Origin of the sequence: Stenotrophomonas sp. (assembly GCF_032066555.1) — a bacterium.
Taxonomy (GTDB): domain Bacteria; phylum Pseudomonadota; class Gammaproteobacteria; order Xanthomonadales; family Xanthomonadaceae; genus Stenotrophomonas.
Window position 1 is genome coordinate 19,018 of record NZ_DAMBKV010000026.1, and the last position, 20,586, is coordinate 39,603.

At 65.6% G+C, this 20,586-nt stretch carries 14 protein-coding genes; 5 read left to right on the top strand and 9 right to left on the bottom strand.

The window, feature by feature from the left end:
* Positions 1-34: 34 nt before the first annotated feature.
* A complete protein-coding gene (locus RT131_RS18620) occupies positions 35-3,115 on the bottom strand; it encodes a TonB-dependent receptor (RefSeq protein WP_313174369.1) in 3,081 nt (1,026 codons plus the stop codon).
* Between the two features lie 195 nt (positions 3,116-3,310).
* On the opposite strand from RT131_RS18620, the gene RT131_RS18625 reads away from it, so the two are divergent.
* Both RT131_RS18625 and RT131_RS18630 read left to right on the top strand, forming a co-directional pair.
* On the top strand, positions 3,311-3,793 hold the full coding sequence (locus tag RT131_RS18625) for a sigma-70 family RNA polymerase sigma factor (protein ID WP_313174370.1): 483 nt from the start codon (positions 3,311-3,313) through the stop codon (positions 3,791-3,793).
* A complete protein-coding gene (locus RT131_RS18630; protein ID WP_313174372.1) occupies positions 3,790-4,797 on the top strand; it encodes a FecR domain-containing protein in 1,008 nt (335 codons plus the stop codon). The genes RT131_RS18625 and RT131_RS18630 overlap by 4 nt, the downstream gene beginning before the upstream one ends.
* Positions 4,798-4,838: 41 nt before the next feature.
* Here RT131_RS18630 and RT131_RS18635 read toward each other — a convergent pair whose 3' ends face one another.
* The 3 genes from RT131_RS18635 to aspS form a co-directional block, all read right to left on the bottom strand.
* Positions 4,839-5,102 (bottom strand): transposase, encoded by a 264-nt coding sequence (locus RT131_RS18635; RefSeq protein WP_313174374.1) that lies wholly within the window; start codon positions 5,100-5,102, stop codon positions 4,839-4,841.
* Positions 5,103-5,462: 360 nt separating this feature from the next.
* Positions 5,463-5,984, bottom strand: coding sequence for a GNAT family N-acetyltransferase (locus RT131_RS18640; RefSeq protein WP_313174376.1), 522 nt, complete (start codon positions 5,982-5,984; stop codon positions 5,463-5,465).
* 3 nt (positions 5,985-5,987) lie between these two features.
* On the bottom strand, positions 5,988-7,745 hold the full coding sequence (aspS, locus tag RT131_RS18645; RefSeq protein ID WP_313174377.1) for an aspartate--tRNA ligase: 1,758 nt from the start codon (positions 7,743-7,745) through the stop codon (positions 5,988-5,990).
* A gap of 155 nt (positions 7,746-7,900) precedes the next feature.
* Between aspS and RT131_RS18650 the strand changes: the two genes are divergently transcribed.
* Positions 7,901-8,884 (top strand): DUF3011 domain-containing protein, encoded by a 984-nt coding sequence (locus RT131_RS18650; RefSeq protein WP_313174378.1) that lies wholly within the window; start codon positions 7,901-7,903, stop codon positions 8,882-8,884.
* 50 nt (positions 8,885-8,934) lie between these two features.
* Here the strand turns inward: RT131_RS18650 and RT131_RS18655 are convergent, their stop codons facing one another.
* The 4 genes from RT131_RS18655 to bla form a co-directional block, all read right to left on the bottom strand.
* Entirely contained in the window at positions 8,935-9,531 is a 597-nt protein-coding gene (locus RT131_RS18655) for a hypothetical protein (RefSeq protein ID WP_313174400.1), read from the bottom strand.
* A gap of 77 nt (positions 9,532-9,608) precedes the next feature.
* Positions 9,609-12,257, bottom strand: a complete 2,649-nt coding sequence (locus RT131_RS18660; protein WP_313174380.1) for a serine/threonine-protein kinase — start codon at positions 12,255-12,257, stop codon at positions 9,609-9,611.
* 69 nt (positions 12,258-12,326) lie between these two features.
* Positions 12,327-13,571 carry a cation:proton antiporter gene (locus RT131_RS18665; protein WP_313174382.1) on the bottom strand — a complete coding sequence of 415 codons (1,245 nt, stop codon included), beginning with the start codon at positions 13,569-13,571 and terminating at the stop codon, positions 12,327-12,329.
* A gap of 67 nt (positions 13,572-13,638) precedes the next feature.
* Positions 13,639-14,535 (bottom strand): class A beta-lactamase, encoded by an 897-nt coding sequence (gene bla, locus RT131_RS18670; RefSeq protein WP_313174384.1) that lies wholly within the window; start codon positions 14,533-14,535, stop codon positions 13,639-13,641.
* A gap of 166 nt (positions 14,536-14,701) precedes the next feature.
* Between bla and RT131_RS18675 the strand changes: the two genes are divergently transcribed.
* The gene (locus RT131_RS18675) at positions 14,702-15,577 is read left to right on the top strand and encodes a LysR family transcriptional regulator (protein ID WP_313174386.1); all 876 of its coding nucleotides are present in this window, start codon (positions 14,702-14,704) and stop codon (positions 15,575-15,577) included.
* 175 nt (positions 15,578-15,752) lie between these two features.
* Here RT131_RS18675 and RT131_RS18680 read toward each other — a convergent pair whose 3' ends face one another.
* Positions 15,753-17,627 (bottom strand): ATP-binding cassette domain-containing protein, encoded by a 1,875-nt coding sequence (locus tag RT131_RS18680; protein WP_313174387.1) that lies wholly within the window; start codon positions 17,625-17,627, stop codon positions 15,753-15,755.
* 312 nt (positions 17,628-17,939) lie between these two features.
* Between RT131_RS18680 and RT131_RS18685 the strand changes: the two genes are divergently transcribed.
* Positions 17,940-20,318, top strand: a complete 2,379-nt coding sequence (locus tag RT131_RS18685) for a TonB-dependent receptor (protein WP_313174389.1) — start codon at positions 17,940-17,942, stop codon at positions 20,316-20,318.
* Positions 20,319-20,586 lie beyond the last annotated feature (268 nt).

The following is a 20,586-nucleotide window of genomic DNA, read 5'->3' on the forward strand; positions in this document are numbered from 1 at the left end:
CCCTTGTCCACCACAACGGGCAACGACACGGTCTTTAGTCGAAGTTGTAATCCAGCTGTACCGCCAGTTGCCGCCCCACCGCGCTGTAGACCGCGTCGTAGTAGTAGGGAAACGCATCGTTGCTGCTGTCCCGCGGCGGTGCCGTGTCGAAGAGATTGTTGATGAACAAGGTCACGGCCGTGCGCGGGCTGATCTGTCTTGCAACATTCGCGTTCCACAACAGCAGCGGCTTTATGCTTCCCTGTCCATCAACGCGCGGCAAGCGACCCTGGCGGGTGCCGGACACATTGACCGACCACCCCCCCTGCCCCTGCCAACCCAGCGTACTGCGCAGGTAGCTGCGGAAAGCCGGGTTTTCCGCCGACGTCCACTGCGCCTCACGCCATTGTTCATGCAAGGTACCCGGTGCACGCACACGACGTTCGCCGCGCAAGGTGCGCGACCACGCGGCATGCAGGTTGAAGTCGCCGATGCTGCTGCCGAATCGCCAGTCCAACACCGTGTCGATGCCGCGGACACGTTGCTCGGACTGGTTGGCGGCGGTCGATTCGACCATGACAACGCGCCCCTCTCCCTGGGCACCGCTACGCACGACCCGCTGGCGTGCCCTGCGGCACTCCCAGGAGCGCAGATCCAGCGGACTCGGGCTCCCGTCCAGGCGCAGGCCGGTGGCGCATTCGGCTTCGTCTCGCAGCAACAACGCCGGTGAGATCCGGCCGATGCCGCCCTGGTTGCTGACATCCCAGTAGTCCACGCTGATCGACAGCGCATCACTGGCATCCCAGACCAGGCCTGCGGTTGTTGATGTGCCGGTCTCCGCGTCCAGTTCCGGATTCCGATAGGTCCGCGTCAGGAACGCCGACTCATAGCCGCTGCAATCAGGAGCAGCCCCCGCCACGATGCAACGCCGTGCATCGATCGCCGTCCCATAGCTGCCGCCACCATCGGTGAAGACCCAGTGCATGTCCGGCATCTTGAAACTGGTGGCATGGCTGGCCCGCAGCAGCACGCGGCGCAGCGGCCGCCACTCCAGCCCCGCACTCCAGGTGCGGGCGGTGGCGGCGGCGGTGGCATCGTCATAGCGATCCATGCGACCCGCGGCGCTGGCCCTGATGGTCGCGGTCAGCGGCATCCCCAGCTCGGCCCCAACCGCGTAACGATCACGCACGCCCTCACCCACGCTACCGGTAAGGTTGTAGGTTTCCATCTGCAACGGCAGCAGCGAGGGCGTGTTCCGCAGCCGATAGCGCTGGCGGCTGGCTTCCAGCACCACTGCCATGTCCAGCGCGCCAGCGGGAAGGTCAGCGACGCCACCGGACACGACATAGGACACTCCCTCCACCCGGGTCAGCGCGTCGTAATGCACCTTGCCGGACATGGCTGAATATTCGGCGGGCGTGATCGGGCGGTACCAATGCTGCAGGTCCAGCGGCTGGATGATGACGCCATCATCGGTCATGCCCATCGGCTCGCCAAAGAAGAAGGCGTTGACGGCTTCGCCCAGCAGGCGTCGTCGGTCGCGCTGTACGCGATAGTCCGAACGCCCACCCACCAGGCTCCAATCCAGCCGCTGGCCGTACTGCCCTTGCAGCCCCAGGGCCAGGTCCCACATCCGCTCGCCATAGCGATCGTTCATCGCGTCCAGGCCACCGGTTTCCTGCGGGGTCAGCAGTCGCTGCGGGGCGACGTATCCAAACCGCGGATCGTAAACCTCGCCGACGCTGCCGGTACTGGCGGAAAATGGCCCGCTGATCAGCTCCAGGCCGCTGGCCAGTTCGCTGCGCGCATCCCATACCTGCAACGCCGCCCACGCCTGCGTGCGTGTCGACACCCTCCAGTGCGCGCGCATCTGTCCCGACAGCACCTGCACGCCATCCCGCAGCGACGCGTAGCCGGCGTTGCGCCAGCTACCACAGCCATGTCCCCGCAGGGCCGGTCCGGGACTGGACGCTGCGGCAAAGTCCCAGTCCACGAACTCACCCTTCCAGCGTTCGCAGACAGTATCCGGCACCGGCACCAGCGTGCCCTTGGCAGCCCCGGCTGCCTGAACGAAGCCCAGTCCGAGAGCGGGCTGGAACGGGTTGGCAGCATCACCGTTGCGCGGAGGTTGCAGGTTCCGCTGTGAACCCCGCAGCAACTCGGCACTGGAAAACTGCAGGGCGTAGCTCAGCCCCCAATCATCGCCACCGTGGCCGCTGAACCATTGCAGGTCAACATGGTCACCGCCTCCCAGGCTGCTGGTGCCGGTACGTAGCGTGGCCTGCGAACCAACATGCGCCTGCTTGAGCACGATGTTGACCACCCCGGCAATCGCATCTGCGCCATAGATGGCCGAGGCGCCGCCCGTCATCAGCTCCACCCGCTCCACGCTGGCCAGGGGAATGCTGCCAAGACTCTGGAAATTGCTACGGCCATTCGAAGGAAACGGGTAATCCGGCACCCGTCGGCCGTCCACCAGGATCAGTGACCGTCCCGGCCCCAGCCCACGCAGGTTCAAGGGCTGTGCGTTGGCCGAAAAGCGCCCACCTGCGCCCTGTGATTCGGCACCGTAGGTGCTCGTGCCGTTCATTGCCAGCGCCTCGCTCAAGCTGAAATGGCCCTCACGCCGCATCTGTTCGGCGGTGATGACAGTTACCGGCGCGGGGCCTTCAACGCTGCTGCGTGCGATCCGCGAACCGGTAACCTGCAGCGTGGCAAGCGAACTGGCCACGGCCGGCATTGTCAGCGGCGGGGTCGCGGCAATCGGCCTGACGGCATCCGCTGCCACTGCCGGGACAATGGTCACCACCCCGCTGCCGGTCAGCCGATAGCTCAGACCGCTGCCGGCAAGCAGTTCCTGCAGGGCCTGTAGCGGGCGATAGCGCCCGCTCAAAGCCGGCGCCACCTTGCCGGCCAACATCTGCGGGGCCATCAGTATCTGCAGCCCGGAGCTGGACGCCAACTGCGCCAGCGCCCGCTGCATGGGTTGCGCCGGCAGGCTGTAATAGCGCGCAGCTGCATCGTCTCGTGCCCAGGCGGGGGCAGCCAACAGAATCAGGCACAGCAACCAGCGGCGCAGCACATCGGGTCGACCTCGCTGTACCTGCCGTTGTCCGCTGTCCGCGCTGGCAATCATCCGCCCTCCAGTGACAAGCGTGCCGCCGTCCAGCCGACACCCGTGTACAGACGCAGCATCGACCGAATCCCTCATCTGGCAGAATTACTGGCACTGGCTCAAGCTGCGCGTGTCGCTCCAGACTGTCAACGCCAGCCAATGACCGCCGCCCTTCCGCCTGTCCAACCACCCGACACCGTCCGGGACGCAGGTGTCATGGCGCAACAGTACCGCCCCCGCCTGATGCGTTACTTCAGGAATCATCTGGGTTCGGTTGAAGACGCCGAAGATCTCACCCAGGAGACCCTGGTGCGGATGATGCGCGATCCCCAGGCGGACAAGGTCAACAACGTCGAAGCCTATCTGATGACAATTGCCGGCAATCTGCTGCGCGATCGTTATCGACGCGACCGTACCCGCCATGTGGGCCAACATGTACCCATCGACGAGAACACCGAGGGCTGGCCGACCGAATCGGTATGTGGCGAACGCGTCTACCAGGACCGCGAACGCCTGCAGGCCTTCCTCAAGGTACTGGATGACCTGCCCCCGCGTTGCCAGCAGGTTTTCCTGTTGCATCGTTACGAGGGCCTGACCTATGGCGCGATTGCCAGCCAGTTGGGAATCAGTGTCAGTGCCGTCGAAAAACAAATGATGCGTGCCCTGCTCCACTTCGGCACGCGGCTGGAGCAACCATGAAAGATACCAGGCTGGACGTCGTCGAAGATGCGGACCCGATCGGCACCCAGGCAGCGAGCTGGTTCGCACGCCTGCACGCCGATGAGGTGAGCGAGGAGGAACAGGCCCGGCATCAGGCCTGGCTGGATGCCGCCCCCGCCCACCGGCTTGCCTACGACCGGCTCGAGCGCATGTGGATGATGCTGGGCGGCTTCGCCGCCACGCCCGAAGTGGAGCAGCGCCTGGCGTCGCTTCCGGCACCAGCGACGCAACCCGCCCGCCAGCCGCCGCAACGCCGACCGCGGCGCATGCGCTGGCTGGCGGCCTGCGCGGCAGCATTGACTGCCGTTGTCATCGGCTGGCGGCTGTTCGCCCCCGCGCCGACCAGCGAGCTGCGCGTTGCCAGCGCAGTCGGCGAGCAGCGCAACATCACCCTTGAGGATGGCACCGAAGTGGCGCTCGACACCGGCACCACGCTGCGTGTGCGCTACAGCGCACGACAACGTCGCATCGTGCTGGACCAGGGCCGCGCGTTCTTCAAGGTGGCGGCGGACCGCGCGCGTCCGCTGACCGTGGATACCGCGCAGGGCAGCGTACGCGCCGTCGGCACCCAGTTCGAGGTCTATCGTCTGGACAATGGCCTCGATGTAACCCTGTTCGAAGGCAAGGTACAGCTACGCGCTGCCGACGGCAGCGCCGCAGCCGTGGCCACGCTCACTCCCGGGCAGCGCGCGCACATGACCACCGGCAAGACGCCACAAGTACAGAACTTCCAAGGCGGCAGCGCACCGGCATGGATCAACGGCCAACTGGTGTTTGAAGACCTGCCATTGCGGGCGGCGGTGGACGAGTTCAATCGCTATGGTGGCAGCCCGTTGCGGGTCAAGGATGCGGCGCTGGGCGAACTGCGTGTATCCGGGGTGTTCCGCAGCAATGACAGCACTGGCTTCGTTGAAGCCTTGAACGCCCTGCACAAGGTTTCGGCACATACCAACGCCGCAGGCGAGACCGAGCTCAGCCGCTGATCACCGTGCGCCGTAGGAAGCCTGCGGCGCACGATGTCACCTCACAATGGATGCAGCAATGCCTGCCTGATCCGCTCGCGCTCCAGCACCTGCAGGTGCAACAAATCCTTGAGCCGTTGGTTCTCCGCCTGCAGCCGCCGCAGGTGGCTTGAGGAAGGCGCGCGCCGACCAGCGCAGATGCGCTGCAACTGCACACGCGACGCATCACTGAAGCCGTGCTTCCTGCAGAGCTCCTGCAGGGTCTGACCGGCATCAAGCTCGCGCAGGAAGCCGATCACCTGCGCCTCGTCAAAATGCTTTCTCATGCTTGCTTCGCCTTGCCGGCAACTGCATCAACGCCAGTCTTGCCGTCCATACCAACGCCCAGACAATCCGCACCGTGGCCGCAGCAACAAGGCTCAGCTACCAGGTCCGATACTCAGAGGACTGCGCACGTATGAGCACGCAAACCACTCCCTTTCCTGTCTAGACGCAGCAGCCAAACATACCCACAGCGATGCAGCGCACACTTTGATGCATGCAGGGAGGTTATCGGCACGTTGCTGGATTACCAGCTTCGCGGCTCACGCCGCTCCCGCAAATGCACGCATACAACTGTAGTGCCGAGCCATGCTCGGCAAGGCGCCCTCCCGGCAATGCCTGGAATCGGCGTTGCCGAGCGTCAATCAGCCAGCAAGCCGCCGCAGGATGAACTCATTGTCGCGCACGCTGCCGACCGGGAATTCATAGGCCCCTACGTGCTCGAAGCCATGCCGTGCATAGAAACGCTGCGCGCCGAAGTTCTCCGACCACACGCCAATCCACAATGTACGCCCCGGGGTCTGCAGCCACTGCAGGGCCGCCGCGAACAGCTGCCCCCCCTGACCGCCACCTTGATGCTGGCGCAGCACGTACAGACGTTTCAATTCACCGTCGCCAGCCGCTGCATCCGCATGCGGCAAGCCACAGGGGCCGGCAAAGGCGAAGCCGATGGCCTCGCCGTCCGCTTCCAGCAACCACGCCGCGTAATCGCCGGACTGCAGCTGTTGCCGCTGCAGTTCGACCGGATAGGCCGTGGCCAGGTAATCGGCCAGGTCCTGCGGCGGGTACAGATGACCGAACGTCTCGACAAAAGTACGTTCGGCCAGTGCGCACAGCACGCCGGCATCCTCGGGCGTGGCACGGCGGATGCTGGCGGCTGCAACCAAGGCTCAGGCCTTGTCGGCGCGCGGACGCACCTGCACGTGCACTTCAGCCAGCTGCGCATCGGCGATCGGCGACGGCGCATCGGTCATCAGGCACTGCGCGCCAGTGGTCTTCGGGAACGGAATCACGTCGCGGATCGACTCGGTGCCGGCCATCAGCGCGGCGATGCGGTCGATGCCGAAGGCGATGCCGCCGTGCGGCGGTGCGCCGTAGTTCAGTGCATCCAGCAGGAAGCCGAACTTGGCGCGCGCCTCTTCGGCACCAATGCCGAGCAGCTCGAACACCGCGCTCTGCATTTCCGGACGGTGGATACGGATGGAGCCACCACCGATCTCGTTGCCGTTGAGCACCATGTCATAACCACGCGATACCGCGGTCTTGGCGTGCGCGCGCAGCTCGGCGACGTCGTCCACCGCCGGTGCGGTGAAGGGATGGTGCAGGGCCACGTAGCGCTGCTCTTCCTCGTCCCATTCGAACATCGGGAAGTCGGTGACCCACAGCGGTGCCCAGGTGTTGGCGACCAGGCCGAAGTCCTTGCCGGCCTTCAGGCGCAGCGCGCCCATGAAGTCGGAAACCTTGTTGTAGCCACCGGCACCGAAGAACACGATGTCGCCATTGCCGGCACCAATGTGCTTGAGCAGCGCGGCAAAGGCGTCTTCGCCGAAGAACTTCTGGATCGGCGAGCTGACCTCGCCGTTGTCGGCGATCTTGATGTAGGCCAGGCCCTTGGCGCCGTACTTGGCGGCGTGGGCGGCGTATTCGTCGATCTGCTTGCGGCTGAGGCTGGCGCCGCCCGGGATGCGCAGTGCGGCCACGCGGCCGTCGGCGTCATTGGCCGCGGCAGTGAACACCGGGAACTCGCTGGTCTTGACCAGCTCGGCCACGTCCACCAGTTCCAGCGCGATGCGCAGGTCCGGCTTGTCCGAGCCGTAGCGACGCATCGCCTCGGCCCAGGTCATGCGCGGGAACTGTGCGGCCAGGTCAACGTCCACCACTTCCTTGAAGATGGCGCGGATCATGTTCTCGACGAAATCCTGGATGTCGCGCTCGCGGACGAAGGCGAACTCCATGTCCAGCTGGGTGAACTCCAGCTGGCGGTCGGCACGCAGGGCCTCGTCGCGGAAGCAACGTGCGACCTGGTAGTAGCGGTCAAAGCCGGCCACCATCAGGATCTGCTTGAACAGCTGCGGGCTCTGCGGCAGCGCGTAGAACTCACCCGGGTGCATGCGCGCCGGCACCAGGAAGTCGCGGGCGCCTTCCGGGGTGGCCTTGGTCAGGATCGGGGTTTCGATGTCCTGGAAGCCGCGCTCGTCCAGGTGACGGCGCAGGGCCTGCACCAGCTTGATGCGGGTGCGCTGCATGCGCTGCATCTCCGGGCGGCGCAGATCCAGGTAACGGTACTTCAGGCGGGTGTCTTCGCCCGGGTTCTCGTGCGCGTGGAACGGCAGCGGTGCAGCCTTGTTGAGGATGGTGATGCGGGTGGCGATCACTTCCACCTTGCCGCTGCGGATCTTGTCATTGACCGCATGGCGGGCACGCACCACGCCTTCCACCTGCAGCACGTCCTCGTAACCCAGGCTGGCGGCAACGGCAAAGACCTCGGCGTTGTCGGGCTCGACGGTGACCTGGACGATGCCTTCGTGGTCGCGCAGATCGATGAAGCAGACGCCGCCGAGGTTACGGGCAACGTCGGTCCAGCCGGCGAGGGTCACGGTTTGGCCGATCAGGGTCTCATCGACCAGGCCGCAGAAATGGGTACGCATGGAAAGCTCCGCAGGGGGCCCGGTACGAAACGGTGCCGGGTAGCCCCGTATTTTGGCGCTGAGCGCGGGCTGGAGCAAATCCGCCCATCAGTCACGCGGCCTTAAGTGGGACTGCGCCTATAGTTCGGCCACCCAACCTGAACAGGGAAGCCGCCATGAACCGACCCCTCCTGCTCGCCGGCCTGGCGACCCTGCTGGCACTGGCGTTGAGCCCCTCCCCGGCCCCGGCCCAAACGGCCTTCCCCGGTGCGCACAACGGCACCATCCGCTGCGACAGCAACAGCAACCGCCAACAGGTCTGCAATACCGGTTGGCGCAGCGCGGTGCTGGTCCGCCAGGTTTCCGATACACGCTGCGTGGAAGGCCGCAACTGGGGCAGCAACAACGGCAGCGTCTGGGTCAATGGCGGCTGCCGCGCCGAATTCGCCGAAGGCCGTGGCGGCTGGGGCGGCGGCCCCGGCAACGGCAATGGCCAGGGCGGCTGGAATGGCAACCGAACCATCCGCTGCGACAGCAACAGCAACCGCCAACAGGTCTGCAATACCGGTTGGCGCAGCGCGGTGCTGGTCCGCCAGATCTCCGATACCCGCTGCGTGGAAGGCCGCAACTGGGGCAGCAACAACGGTAGTGTCTGGGTCAATGGCGGCTGCCGTGCCGAATTCGCCGAAGGCCGCGGCGGCTGGGGCGGCGGTCCCGGCAACGGCAATGGCCAGGGCGGCTGGAACGGCAACCGCACCATCCGCTGCGACAGCAACAGCAACCGCCATGTGGTCTGCAACACCGGCTGGCGCAGCGCGGTACTCGTGCGGCAGATCTCCGACACGCGCTGCGTGGAAGGCCGCAACTGGGGCAGCAACAATGGCACTGTCTGGGTCAATGGCGGCTGCCGCGCCGAGTTCGCCGAAGGTCGCGGTGGCGGCTGGGGCAATGGTGGCGGCTGGGGCGGCAACGATTACTTCGTCGATTGCCATAGCAACAGCAACCGCCTGAACACCTGTGCCTGGGACCGCCGCCAGGGACGTCCGGTGATCATCCAGCAGGTCTCCGATACCCGCTGCGTCGAAGGCCGCAACTGGGGCTACAACGGCAACAGCATCTGGGTGAACGGTGGTTGCCGCGCCCGTTTCGGCGGGCGCTGAACCTCAACGCAAGCGGTTTGGAGGGCGCCGGCAACGGCGCCCTCCGCATTTCAGGCTTCGCTGCCCCATGGCGCGGGCGGCAATTGCACCGGCGTGCCCAGGTCGAACTCGACCTGGAACAGACGTCCATCCGGGCGCGCAAGTTCGTAGACAAAGCGCTTGCCCGGCACCAGCTCCATCGCCCAGGTATTGCGCAGGGAGGCGGTCATGCCATGTGCGGTGAACATCGCCACCGATGCCGCATCCACCGGAAACTCCTGCCGCTCGGCACTACCGGCCTGCGCAGTGTCGCCGCCGTACATCGTCACTGCGTCCGGGCTGCCGTCGGCGTGGCGGTGATCGTGCTTCAGGCGCAGGCCGCGATCGGTCCGGGTGATCACCCAGGTCCGCGAATGGTCCGTCCCCACATGGAACGGCACCCGCAGCTCCTGTTGCGGACTGTCGCAGCCACGTACATGCATCACCAGGGTTTTGCCATCGAACGGATCCGGCGTAGCGGATTGCGGGTGATTGGCGATGATGCGCCCGGCAAAAGCCTGCCCGCAGTACTGCGCCAGCTCGGCAAGGAACTGGTCGGCTGGGGTGGCTGCCGCCGTTGCTGACGGGGCGTTGCTGGCAGCAAGCACCGAAGCGGGAAGGACGACCATGCCGGCCATGGCCAGCGCGCGGATCAGATTCGGGAACGATGAGGTTTTCATGCCCCGATCCTCGCCCAGCTGCCAGCTCAAGGCAACGCGGCACCGCCGTGGGTTGCGTGTTGGGCTGCCTGCAATGCATTTCGCCATTGCGTGGTTACCGCCGATTGCCTGCCATACAAAGGCTCGGCGGCCGCTACGGCGGCCTGCCAGTAGCGCACAGCCTCCTCGCCCTTGCCACGTCGTTCGGCCAAACGCGCGCGCAATACCTGTTGGTGCACCGCTGCATAGGGACTGCCCGACAGCAGGGACTGCACGCTATCCAGCACCTGTGCCGCCGCATCCAGCCGCTGTTTGCTGATCAGCCATTCGGCCCAGCCCTGCTGCAGGCGAATGGCGTTGGCGCTGCCGGCGGGAATACGCGGCAGCCACAGGTCACGCGCCCGCTGCAGCATGGCATCGCCCGCATCGTCACCCTGGCGGGCCAACAGCAGACCGAGCTGGAACTCCAGGTCCAGGCTATCCGGGTGATCCCTGCCGATCGCCGCGGCACGTATTGCCAGCGCCTGCCGATAGGCGGACTCAGCGGCGGGCATGTCGCCCTGCGCCTGCGCAAGCAGTGCGGCAGTTTCGGTGACCACCGAATAGTTGTAGCTGTCCTTGCCCAGCACCTGCGCCGACAACCGCAGTGCGGTTTCAACATGCGGCCGCGCGCGTTCCAGTTCGCCTTTGCGTATCAGCGCCTGCGCCAGCCGGTTGTTCTCGCTGACCACATAGACACTGCGCTCCCCGAAGATGGCGGGTGCGCGCGCCAGGTTGGCTTCGAAGGTGGCGATGGCCTCATCCAGGTCACCCCGATCCATCACCATCAACGCACGTTCGGTATTGCTGGCCCAATAGTCGTAGGACGATTCGCCGAGAATGCGCAGGAACAAGGGCGTGGACTGGTCGAATGCCGCCGCCGATGCAACCAGGTCACCCTTGCGCCGATACGTCATGCCCAGGTTGTCCAGGGTCACGCCGATGTACTGCTCGCGTTTGCCGGCCTGATGCCGCAGCAGCGCCTGTTTGAACGCGTGTTCGGCATCGTCATAGCGCTGCTCCGACAACAGCGACAGGCCCAGTGAATTGTAGGACTGGGCAACGCGGAAACTGTCCGCGGGCTGCTTGCCCAGCAGCGCCAGCGCGCGCCGCGCCATCGCCGCGCCCTCCGTGCCGTTGCGATTGTTGGCATACGTTCCCGCCAACAGGTTGAACAGACGCGCAGCTTCGTCCAGGTTCCTTTCTCCGCCTGCCGCCGCCAGCGCTTCAGCCGCCTGCAGCATCATCGGATCGGCACGGCGCAGATCACCGGCATTGCGATATGCCAAGCCAATTACACCCTTCAGGCGTGCCTGCACTTCGGCCGATGCATCCAGCTCCTTGTCGATGCGCGAGGCAGCCCGATCCAGCACCTCGCGGGCGCTGATGTTCTCGCCGCCGCGTACGCCTTTCTCGCGCGGATCAGCCGCCTGGAACATTTCCACCAGGAAGCCGCTGACCTGCTCGGCGACCTTGGCTTCACGCTCGGCAGCGGCGCGTTCGGCTGCCAGCCGCCACACGAACCAGGCGGCAAACAGCAGTGCCAGCAGCAACAGCCCTGCCCCTTTCCAATTGCGGCGCAGCCAGCGTCCACCGCGATAGAACCGGCTGCCATTACGTGCCTGTACCGGCCGATGCTGCAGGTAACTGCGCACGTCGGCGGCCAGGGCTTCCACCGATGGATAGCGCTGCCCAGGCGACAAGGCACCGGCACGCACCACGATCGCATCCAGGTCGCCGCGCAGAGCGCGCGCCCAGCGACAATCGGCCTTGGCCAGCCCACTGGGCGCAGCCACCGCAGCCTGGTGGTCGCTTGCGCCGCGCCTGCCGCCCTTGCCTGCCAGCAGTTCGCTCAACACCGCAGCCAGGCTGAAGACATCGCTGCTCACCCCCACCTCACGCCCCGACTGCAGCTCAGGAGCGGCATACGCCGCAGTGAAGAACTGCGCACCCGCGTCGCCGCCTTCATCGCCCAGCAGCCGCGACACGCCGAAGTCCAGCAATACCGGCTCACCATCCTCGCGCACCAGGATATTGGAAGGCTTCAGGTCGCAATGCAGTACCAGTCGCGCATGCGCGGCCTGCACGGCGTTGCATACCTGCAGGAACAGCTGCAAACGCTGGCGAAGATCCAGCTGCCGCCGTGTGCAGTACACATCCAGCGGTTCGCCAGGCACGTACTCCATTACCAGATACGGTTGCCCGCCCGGGGTCGTGCCACCGTCGTACAGGCGCGCGATGTTCGGATGCTGCAGGCTGGCAAGAATGCGCCGCTCGGCGGCCAGGCGTTCGGCCACCCGTGCGCCTGGCTGCCCCTGCAGGACCTTGATCGCCACGTCCTGTGCGTACAGTCCGTCCGCACGTTCGGCGCGGAACACGATACCCATGCCGCCACTGGCCAATCGTTGACATAGCCGCCACGGGCCGATGACATCGCCTTCACTCAACTCCGAAGGAACGGCGGCGGCAAACATTTTTTCGATCGGGTCACGCGCACGCCCCAGATCGCAGGTCTGCGCCTGCAGAAGTTCCAGGGTTTCGGCGATGACCTGGGGATCGGCACTCAATCGCGCAAGCTCGGTCCGCCATCGCGACGGCTCCAGCTCACACACCGCATCAAACAACTCGCGCACCTGCTGCCAGCTTTCCCGATCCACGCACATCCCCTTTGCCACACGCCCGCCTCGCTGCGAGGTCGTGCCGGTTGTGAGGATGATAAGCGGCGCTCAGCGCTGTGGTTCGTAAGAATCAGAGCCGGAGCTCGCATCCGTTGCCGGTGCAGCAGCATCTCCACCTTCTCTTACGACCTGCTCGTCGATGGGCTGGGCGTCTTCCTTGCTCAGCGGGTCCACGTCCATCGGCCGGCGGAATACCAACGATGGCAGCAGCGTGGTCAGCGCCGCATACAACAGCAAGGCACCAAACAGCACCGGCGAGATCGCAAACCGTTCGCGCATGATCGCCGCCAGCACCAGGGTGAAGATCAGTGTAGGTGACAGCGCCAGCGCAACCCGCAGGCTGGTGCGGAAACTTTCCCCGAACAACACCCGTCGCTGCAGCCAGATCACCGCGATGCGCAACGGCAGCACCACCAGGGTGATCACCAGGCCCAGGCCCAAGGCCTCGAAACTCAAGGCCTCGGCCGGCACCTTGGTACCGGCGTTGAAGAAATAGAACGGCACGAAGAACGAAGCAAACAGACGCAGCGCATGCAGGTTTTCGTGCGAGGCCAAGGTTGGCATGCGCTGCTGCAGCAACCGCGCCACCAGGCCGGCGATGAACGCACCCACCAGGTAATACACACCCAGGCCATAGGTGATGTACGCCGCCAGCATGCCGACCATCACCAACAAGGAGAACTCCGAACCCGGCGCATGCGGTGCCACCCAACGACCAAGCGCCACGAACAACAGCGGCAGCCCCACCATCATCGCCAGCAAGGCCATGCTCGACAGCGCCATATGCACCGGATCGCCCGCCTGCAGCACCACGAACAAGGCCGCCAGCGCCAGCAGTTCACCGGCAATGGCCTTGCTGCTGACCCAGAAGCGCTCGGCATCATCCAGCCCCAGCTGCGACAGCGAATCCATGATGAAGCCGGTCGACGGCGTCAGCAGGGCCAGCGCCAGCAGCGCAGCCGCCTGCCATGGCAGGCCAGCGTAATGCCAGGCCAGCCACGCCACCCCGGCCAAGGTGCCACTGCGGATCAGCAGATGCGCCAGCAGCGGCCACATCCCCTTGCGCAGGTCGGCCACATCCACTTCCAGACCGGCGAACAGGAACAAGGAAGAGATGCCCAGCGTGGCCAGCAGGCTGACGACCGGATCATGCGAGCCGTCGCCCAGCCATAGCATCGCGCCGATGCCAAACACCAGGCAGGTCAGCGGCGCCGGCAGGTTGAAGCGCTGCAACGCGCGCGGGATGACCAGCAACGCGAAGATCAGCAGCAGATAGATCAGTTCCTTGCTCATGACACCTGTTTCCTCTGGACCGGTTGTGCAAAGGCGACACCGGCCAGCCTGCGCCGACGGCTATCGGTCAGCGCAGCCGGGCACTGGCAAGCTCCCCCACGCCGCGCAGGATGCCATTGCGGCCGTCATCATCCAGTGCAGAACCCTGCAGGTAGCTCACCAGCAGCCACGGCGTCCCGCCTTGCAGGGGCCACAACACCGCGATGTCATTGGTGGTGTCGCTGCCATTGCTGCCGGTCTTGTCACCCACCCGCCAGCCCTGCGGCAGGCCGGCACGCAGGCGCGCATCGCCGGTCTGGTTGTCGATCAGCCAATCGGCCAGCTGCTGGCGCGCGGCCGCGCCCAGCACATCGCCGAGCACGAAACGCTGCAGATTGCCGGCCATCGCCGCCGGGCTGGTGGTGTCGCGCGGATCGCCCTCGGCATAGCGGTTGAGTTCGGGCTCGTTGCGCGCGCTCACGGTGATGTGGTCGCCGTGTGCACGCAGGAAGGCAGTGAGCCCGGCCGGCCCGCCGAGCAGCGGCAGCAGCAGGTTGGCTGCGGCATTGTCGCTGACGATCATCGTGGCCCGGCACAGGTCGCGCACGGTCATGTCCTTGCCCACGTGGCGCTCAGTGAACGGCGAATGGTCAAGGATGTCGCTCGCCCGCACCGGCACGCGCTGGTCCAGCGACAACTGGCCGGTCTCGGCGCGCTGCAGGATGGCCGCTGCCAGCGGGAACTTGACGGTGCTGCACATCGGGAAGCGCTCATCCATGCGGTGGCCATGGCGCTCGCCGGTCGCCGGGTTCCACAGGCAGATACCCAGACGGCCACCGCTGCGCTGCTCCAGCGCGGCAAAGTCGGCATTGCTGACTACGCTGCCGGTCGCTGGCGGCGCGGCGTTGCGGGCCAGCGCCGTCGGCAACAAGGCCGTGGCCAAGGCAGCGGAACCGAGGGCGAGAAACTGGCGGCGGGCAAGCATGGCGACTCTCCAGAAAGGTGGTTCCGCCGATCTTGCCGATCACGAAGGGCCCAGACCAACGCAAAGAATCAGCGGGAGACATTAGTTTTTCTTGTGCCTGAAGCCGCAATTTCCGCCCGATAAGGGAAATAATGCCGGCGACCATCAACTTTCATCATGACTGCGCATGATCCGCCCGCAACTGCCGCTCAATGCCCTGCGTGCCTTCGAGGCCGCAGCCCGGCACCTGAACTTCACCCGCGCGGCGCTGGAACTGTGTGTCAGCCAAGCCGCGCTGAGCCACCAGATCCGCGGCCTGGAGGACCGCCTGCAGGTCAGCCTGTTCCATCGGCTGCCGCGCGGTGTTGCCCTCACCGATGAAGGCGCGGCGCTGTATCCGGTGCTGACGGAGAGTTTCGACCGCATGGCGATCGCGCTGGACCGCTTCACCGGCGGCCGCTTCCGCGAGGTGCTGACGGTGGGCGTGGTCGGCACCTTTGCCACCGGTTGGCTGTTGCCGCGCCTACCCGGTTTCGAGGCCGCCCATCCGGATATCGAGTTGCGCGTGCAGACCCACAACAACCGCATCGACCTGGCCGGCGAAGGACTGGATCTGGCCATCCGTTTCGGTGATGGCGACTGGCAGGGCCAGGACTGCACCGCCATTGTCGATACCTTGTTCGCACCGCTGTGCGCACCAGCGGTGGCGCGCAAGCTGCGGCAGCCGCGTGATCTTGGCAACGTGGCGTTGCTGCGTTCCTACCGCAATGACGAGTGGCCCCGCTGGCTGCAACTGGCCGGGGTCAGTGGCGTGGAGGCGCGCGGGGCGGTATTTGATTCCTCACTGACCCTGGCCAGCGCGGCGGCGGCAGGTGCAGGGGTGGCATTATTGCCGCTGCGCATGTTCGAGCAGGACTTGGCCGAAGGGCGGCTGCTGCAGCCGTTCGCGCCGACCCTGTCGCTGGGACGCTATTGGCTGACGCGGCTGCGCTCGCGGCAGGAGCGCGAACCGCTACGGCGCTTCCGCCTATGGTTGCTGGCACAGGAAGGATTGGACCTGTAGTGCCGAGCCATGCTCGGCAAGGGGCATCACCTGTAGTGCCGAGCCATGCTCGGCAAGCGCACCACCTGTAGTGCCGAGCCATGCTCGGCAAGGGGCATCACCGATAAAACCCCAGCCGAGCATGGCTCGGCGCTACAGCAGCATCACTGCACGGCTTGTGCCGCGCCCACAACGCTCAGTCCTCCAGCATTTCCATCCACGCTGCCTCGGCCTGCTCCAGCTGCTGCGCCAGCACTTCACGCTCGCTGCCCAGCTTGGCCATTTTGGCCGCGTCGGCGTAGTTGGCCGAATCCGCCAGTTGCGCGTCCACCGCCGCCAGCGATGCACCCAACTGCTCGACCTTGTTCTCGGCCGCTTCCAGCTTGTGCGGGTTGACCGGCTTCTTGTTGGAAGCCGGTTTGGCCGGGGCAACCTGCGCAACCGGTGCGGCCGCTGGCTTTTCCTGGCGATCACTCTTGTTGCGTGAACCCTGCGCACTGGCGCGCGTACGCAGCCACTGCGCGTATTCGTCCAGGTCACCGGCAAACGGCTCGACCACGCCATCGGCCACGCGCCAGAACGTGTCGCAGACCAGGCCGATCAGGTGGCGATCATGCGACACCATCACGATGGCGCCTTCAAACAAGGCCAGCGCTTCGGCCAGCGCTTCGCGCATTTCCAGGTCAAGGTGGTTGGTCGGTTCGTCGAGCAGCAACACATTGGGCTGCTGCCAGGCGATCAGCGCCAGCGCCAGACGCGCACGCTCGCCACCGGAGAAACCATCCACGGTCTCGAACGCACGGTCGCCCGGGAAATTCCACTTGCCGAGGAAGTCGCGGAACGACTGGTTGACGCCGTCCGGCGAGATCTCACGGAAGTGATCCATCGGCGTCATGCCGGCGTGCAGCGATTCCACCGTGTGCTGGGCGAAGTAACCGATCTGCAGGTCCGGATGGGCCATGCGGTCACCGCCGAGCAACGGCAGGTCACCGACCAGTGACTTCACCAACGTGGTTTTACCCGCACCGTTCGGCCCGAGCAGGCCGACGCGCTGGCCGGCTTCCAGGCCGAAGCCGACGTTGTCCAGGATCACCGCGTCCGGGCCGTAACCGGCAGTGACGTCGTTGAGGCGGATCAGCGAGAACGGCAGCTTGGCCGGCGGCGAGAACTCGATGCGGAACTCGCGCTCGGCGCGCACCGCTTCGGTGCCGGCCATCTTGGCCAGGCGCTTCATCCGGCTCTGCGCCTGGGTGGCCTTGCTGGCCTGCGCCTTGAAGCGGTCAATGAAGCTCTGCAGGTGGGCGCGCTCGGCCTGTTCCTTCTCGTGCGCGATCTGCTGCTGGCGCAGGTGCTCGGCACGCTGGCGCTCGAAATCGGTATAGCCGCCCGGATAGAGCTTGGCACCGCCACCGTGCAGGTGCAGGGTGTGGGTGGCGACGTTGTCGAGGAACTCGCGGTCATGCGAGATCAGCAGCAAGGTGCCCGGATACTTCAGCAGCCATTGCTCCAGCCAGTAGACCGCGTCCAGATCCAGGTGGTTGGTCGGTTCGTCGAGCAGCAGCAGGTCGCTGGGCATCATCAGTGCGCGGGCAAGGTTCAAGCGTGCGCGCCAGCCACCGGAGAACGCCGACACCGGGCGATCATGCGTCTCGGCCGGGAAGCCCAGGCCGTGCAGCAGCTTGCCGGCACGGGCTTCGGCGTCGTACGCACCCAGCTCGGCCATCTTCTGGTGCGCATTGGCGACCGCTTCCCAATCCTCGCGCTCGGCGGCGGCGGCTTCTTCAGCCAGCACGGCGGCGACCACGTCGTCACCACCGAGCACGAAGTCGATGGCGCGGTCGGGCAGCGCCGGGGTTTCCTGGGCCACATCGGCGATGCGGATCTTGCCGGGCAGCGACACGTCGCCCTTGTCGGCTTCCAGTTCACCGCGCACGGCGGCGAACAGGCTGGATTTGCCTGCGCCATTACGCCCCACCACGCCTACGCGATAGCCGGCATGCAGGGTGAGGTCTACGTTGGACAACAGCAGGCGCTCGCCCCGGCGGAGGGCGAAATTACGAAGGGAAATCATGAATGGGTCCGTTATAACGAAACGGAATGTGCATGTGAGCAGCATTCCTGCGACGTAATTCTAACGTTAACCAATACTTGACTCACGTCCTGTTATCGCACGCGCCTGAACGGCATTGCCTGACAAGGGCCAAGTACTCGCATTGCCAAATCGCCTTTGCTGAACTGAAAAAGCTTTCAAAAGCAACAATTTAGCTGCGTCATCCGGTTTGACACGAGGTAAAAATTCCATTAATTCGTTGATGGCGCACCGCAACAGCCGCGAACCCCACGCGCCGCCGATGCCGCCACTCAATACCGGAGCTGCAACCTGATGAATCGCACGTCCAGCACCCTCGCCGTCGCCATTGCCATCGCCCTTGGCGCCCCGGCCCTCCCCGCCTTCGCCCAGACCGCTGCCAACACCCTGGATACCGTGATCGTCACCGGTACCCGCGTGGCCGACCGCACCGTGGCCGAGTCGCAGTCACCGATCGACATCATCACCCCGGAGGCGCTGCAGTCCACCGGCACCGGCGAGTTGGCCACCGCGCTGTCGCGCGCCCTGCCCTCACTGAACTTCCCGCGCCCGGCCCTGACCGACGGCACCAGCGGCATCCGCCCGGCGCAGCTGCGCGGGCTCTCGCCTGACCAGGTGCTGGTGCTGGTCAACGGCAAGCGCCGCCACACCTCGGCGATGATCAACGTCAACGGCAGCATCGGCCGTGGCTCCTCCGCGGTGGACATCAACGCGATTCCGATCGCCGCCATCGAACGCGTCGAAGTACTGCGCGACGGCGCCTCGGCCCAATACGGCTCCGATGCCATCGCTGGCGTGGTCAACATCGTGCTCAAGGGCAGCGGCAAGGGCGGCAGCCTGGCCGTGGATTACGGCCAGTACTCGGCCGGTGACGGCAACAAGTACCAGCTCTCCGGCGACACCGGCGTCAGCTTCGCCGATGGCCGTGGCAGCGTGCATTTCGCCGGCCAGGTCAGCCAGCAGGACGAAAGCAACCGCGCAGGCCCTTATCAGGGCACCACCCCGAATACCGGCAACTTCCCGTCCATCGGTGAGAAGACCTTCGTGGTCGGCGACCCGCGCGTGGACGCCACCGCCGCCTCGGCCAACGCCAGCTTCAACTTCAGCGACAACATCAGTGCCTACGCCAGCGCCCTGCTGAGCAACCGCGACATCACCTCGTTCGCGTTCTACCGCTCGCCCAACCACAGCGGCCAGACCGCGCTGTTGGCGCAGACCTACCCGGACGGCTATGTGCCGCAGATCAACCAGTACTCCAAGGACCGCTCGCTGGTGGCCGGCGTCAAGGGCAATACCGAGAGTGGCTGGACCTGGGACGTCAGCCTCAACCACGGTGAAAACACCCTGGATTTCCACACCCGCAACAGCATCAACTACAGCCTGGGCGTGAACAGCCCGACCTCTTTCTACGACGGCACGCTGAAGTACCAGCAGGACATCTTCAACGCCGACCTCACCAAGGCGCTGGACTGGGGCCTGGCCTACCCGGTCACGCTGTCCTTCGGCGGTGAATACCGTCGTGAGAAGTGGGAGCAGAACGCCGGTGAGCTGAACTCCTATACCGGTAGCGGCGCGCAGGGCTTCGGTGGTTTCACCCCGACCAACGAAGTGCACAACGATCGCCACAATTACGCCGTCTATGCCGGCCTGGAAGCCGACCTGACCGAGAAGTTCTCCGCCGGCCTGACCGGTCGCTACGAGGACTACTCGGACTTCGGCGACAAGTTCTCGGGCAAGTTGTCGGCGCGCTACGCCTTCACCGACAAGGTCGCGCTGCGTGCCACCGCGTCCAGCGGCTTCCGCGCCCCGTCGCTGGCCCAGCAGAGCTACCAGGCGGTCACCAGCACCATCATCAACGGCAGCTTCGTCGACCGCGGCACCTTCCCGACCACCAGCGCTGCCGCACAGGCGCTGGGTGCCAGCCCGCTGAAGGCCGAAAGCTCCACCTCCTACAGCCTTGGCCTGGTGCTGCAGCCGGTTGATCGCCTGTACCTGACCGTCGATGCCTACCAGATCGACATCGATGACCGCATCGTGCTGTCCACCAACATCACCACCAATGCCGCCGCCAATGCGTTGTTGGCCGGGCTGGGGCTGCCGCAGGTCACCGCGTTCTCCTACTTCACCAATGGTGTGGACACCCGCACCCGCGGTGTCGATGCAGTATCCAGCTACACCCTCCCGTTCAGCGCCAGCAGCCTGGAACTGACCGCTGCCTACAGCTACAACGAGACCGAAGTGAAGAAGTTCATCGCTTCGCCGGCGGTGTTCGGCAGCTTGGGCATCACCCAGTCGCTGATCGGCCGCGACGAGATCGGCCGCATCGAGGACAGCTTCCCGCGTGACAAGGCCATCGTCAGCGGCACCTGGCGCTCGGACCGCTGGGAGCTGGGTCTGTCGGCGACCCGCTACGGCAGCTTCACCGTGCGCAACTCGGCCACCGCTGCCCGCGACCAGACCTATGACGCCAGTTGGGTAGTGGACGCCTCGGCCAGCTTCAAGCCCAGCGAGAACTGGAAGCTGACCCTGGGTGCGGACAACCTGCTGGACCAGTACCCGGATCGCACCGCGGACCTGCAGAACTCGACCTGGGGCATGCTGCCGTACAGCAACTACTCCCCGTACGGCTTCAACGGCGCTTACGTATACGGCCGTATCAGCTACACCTGGTAAGACTGTTTTGACGTCGTGAAAGGAAGATGCCCCGGGGCGACCCGGGGCATTTTCTTTTGCCGGCTCGGCAGAGGCTTACCCCTCCCCAGCCCTCCCCAGCCCTCCCCTTCGCTGCGCGAAAGGGAGGGGGCAGTTCATGCGGGCTGCAGGGTTCACCCAGCTTTTGCTTTGGCGCCCTCCCTTTCGCGCAGCGAAGGGGAGGGTTGGGGAGGGATGCCCTGGCGTTTGCTGTTGTCCTCACCAGCAAGCACCACAAACCCACAGCCCC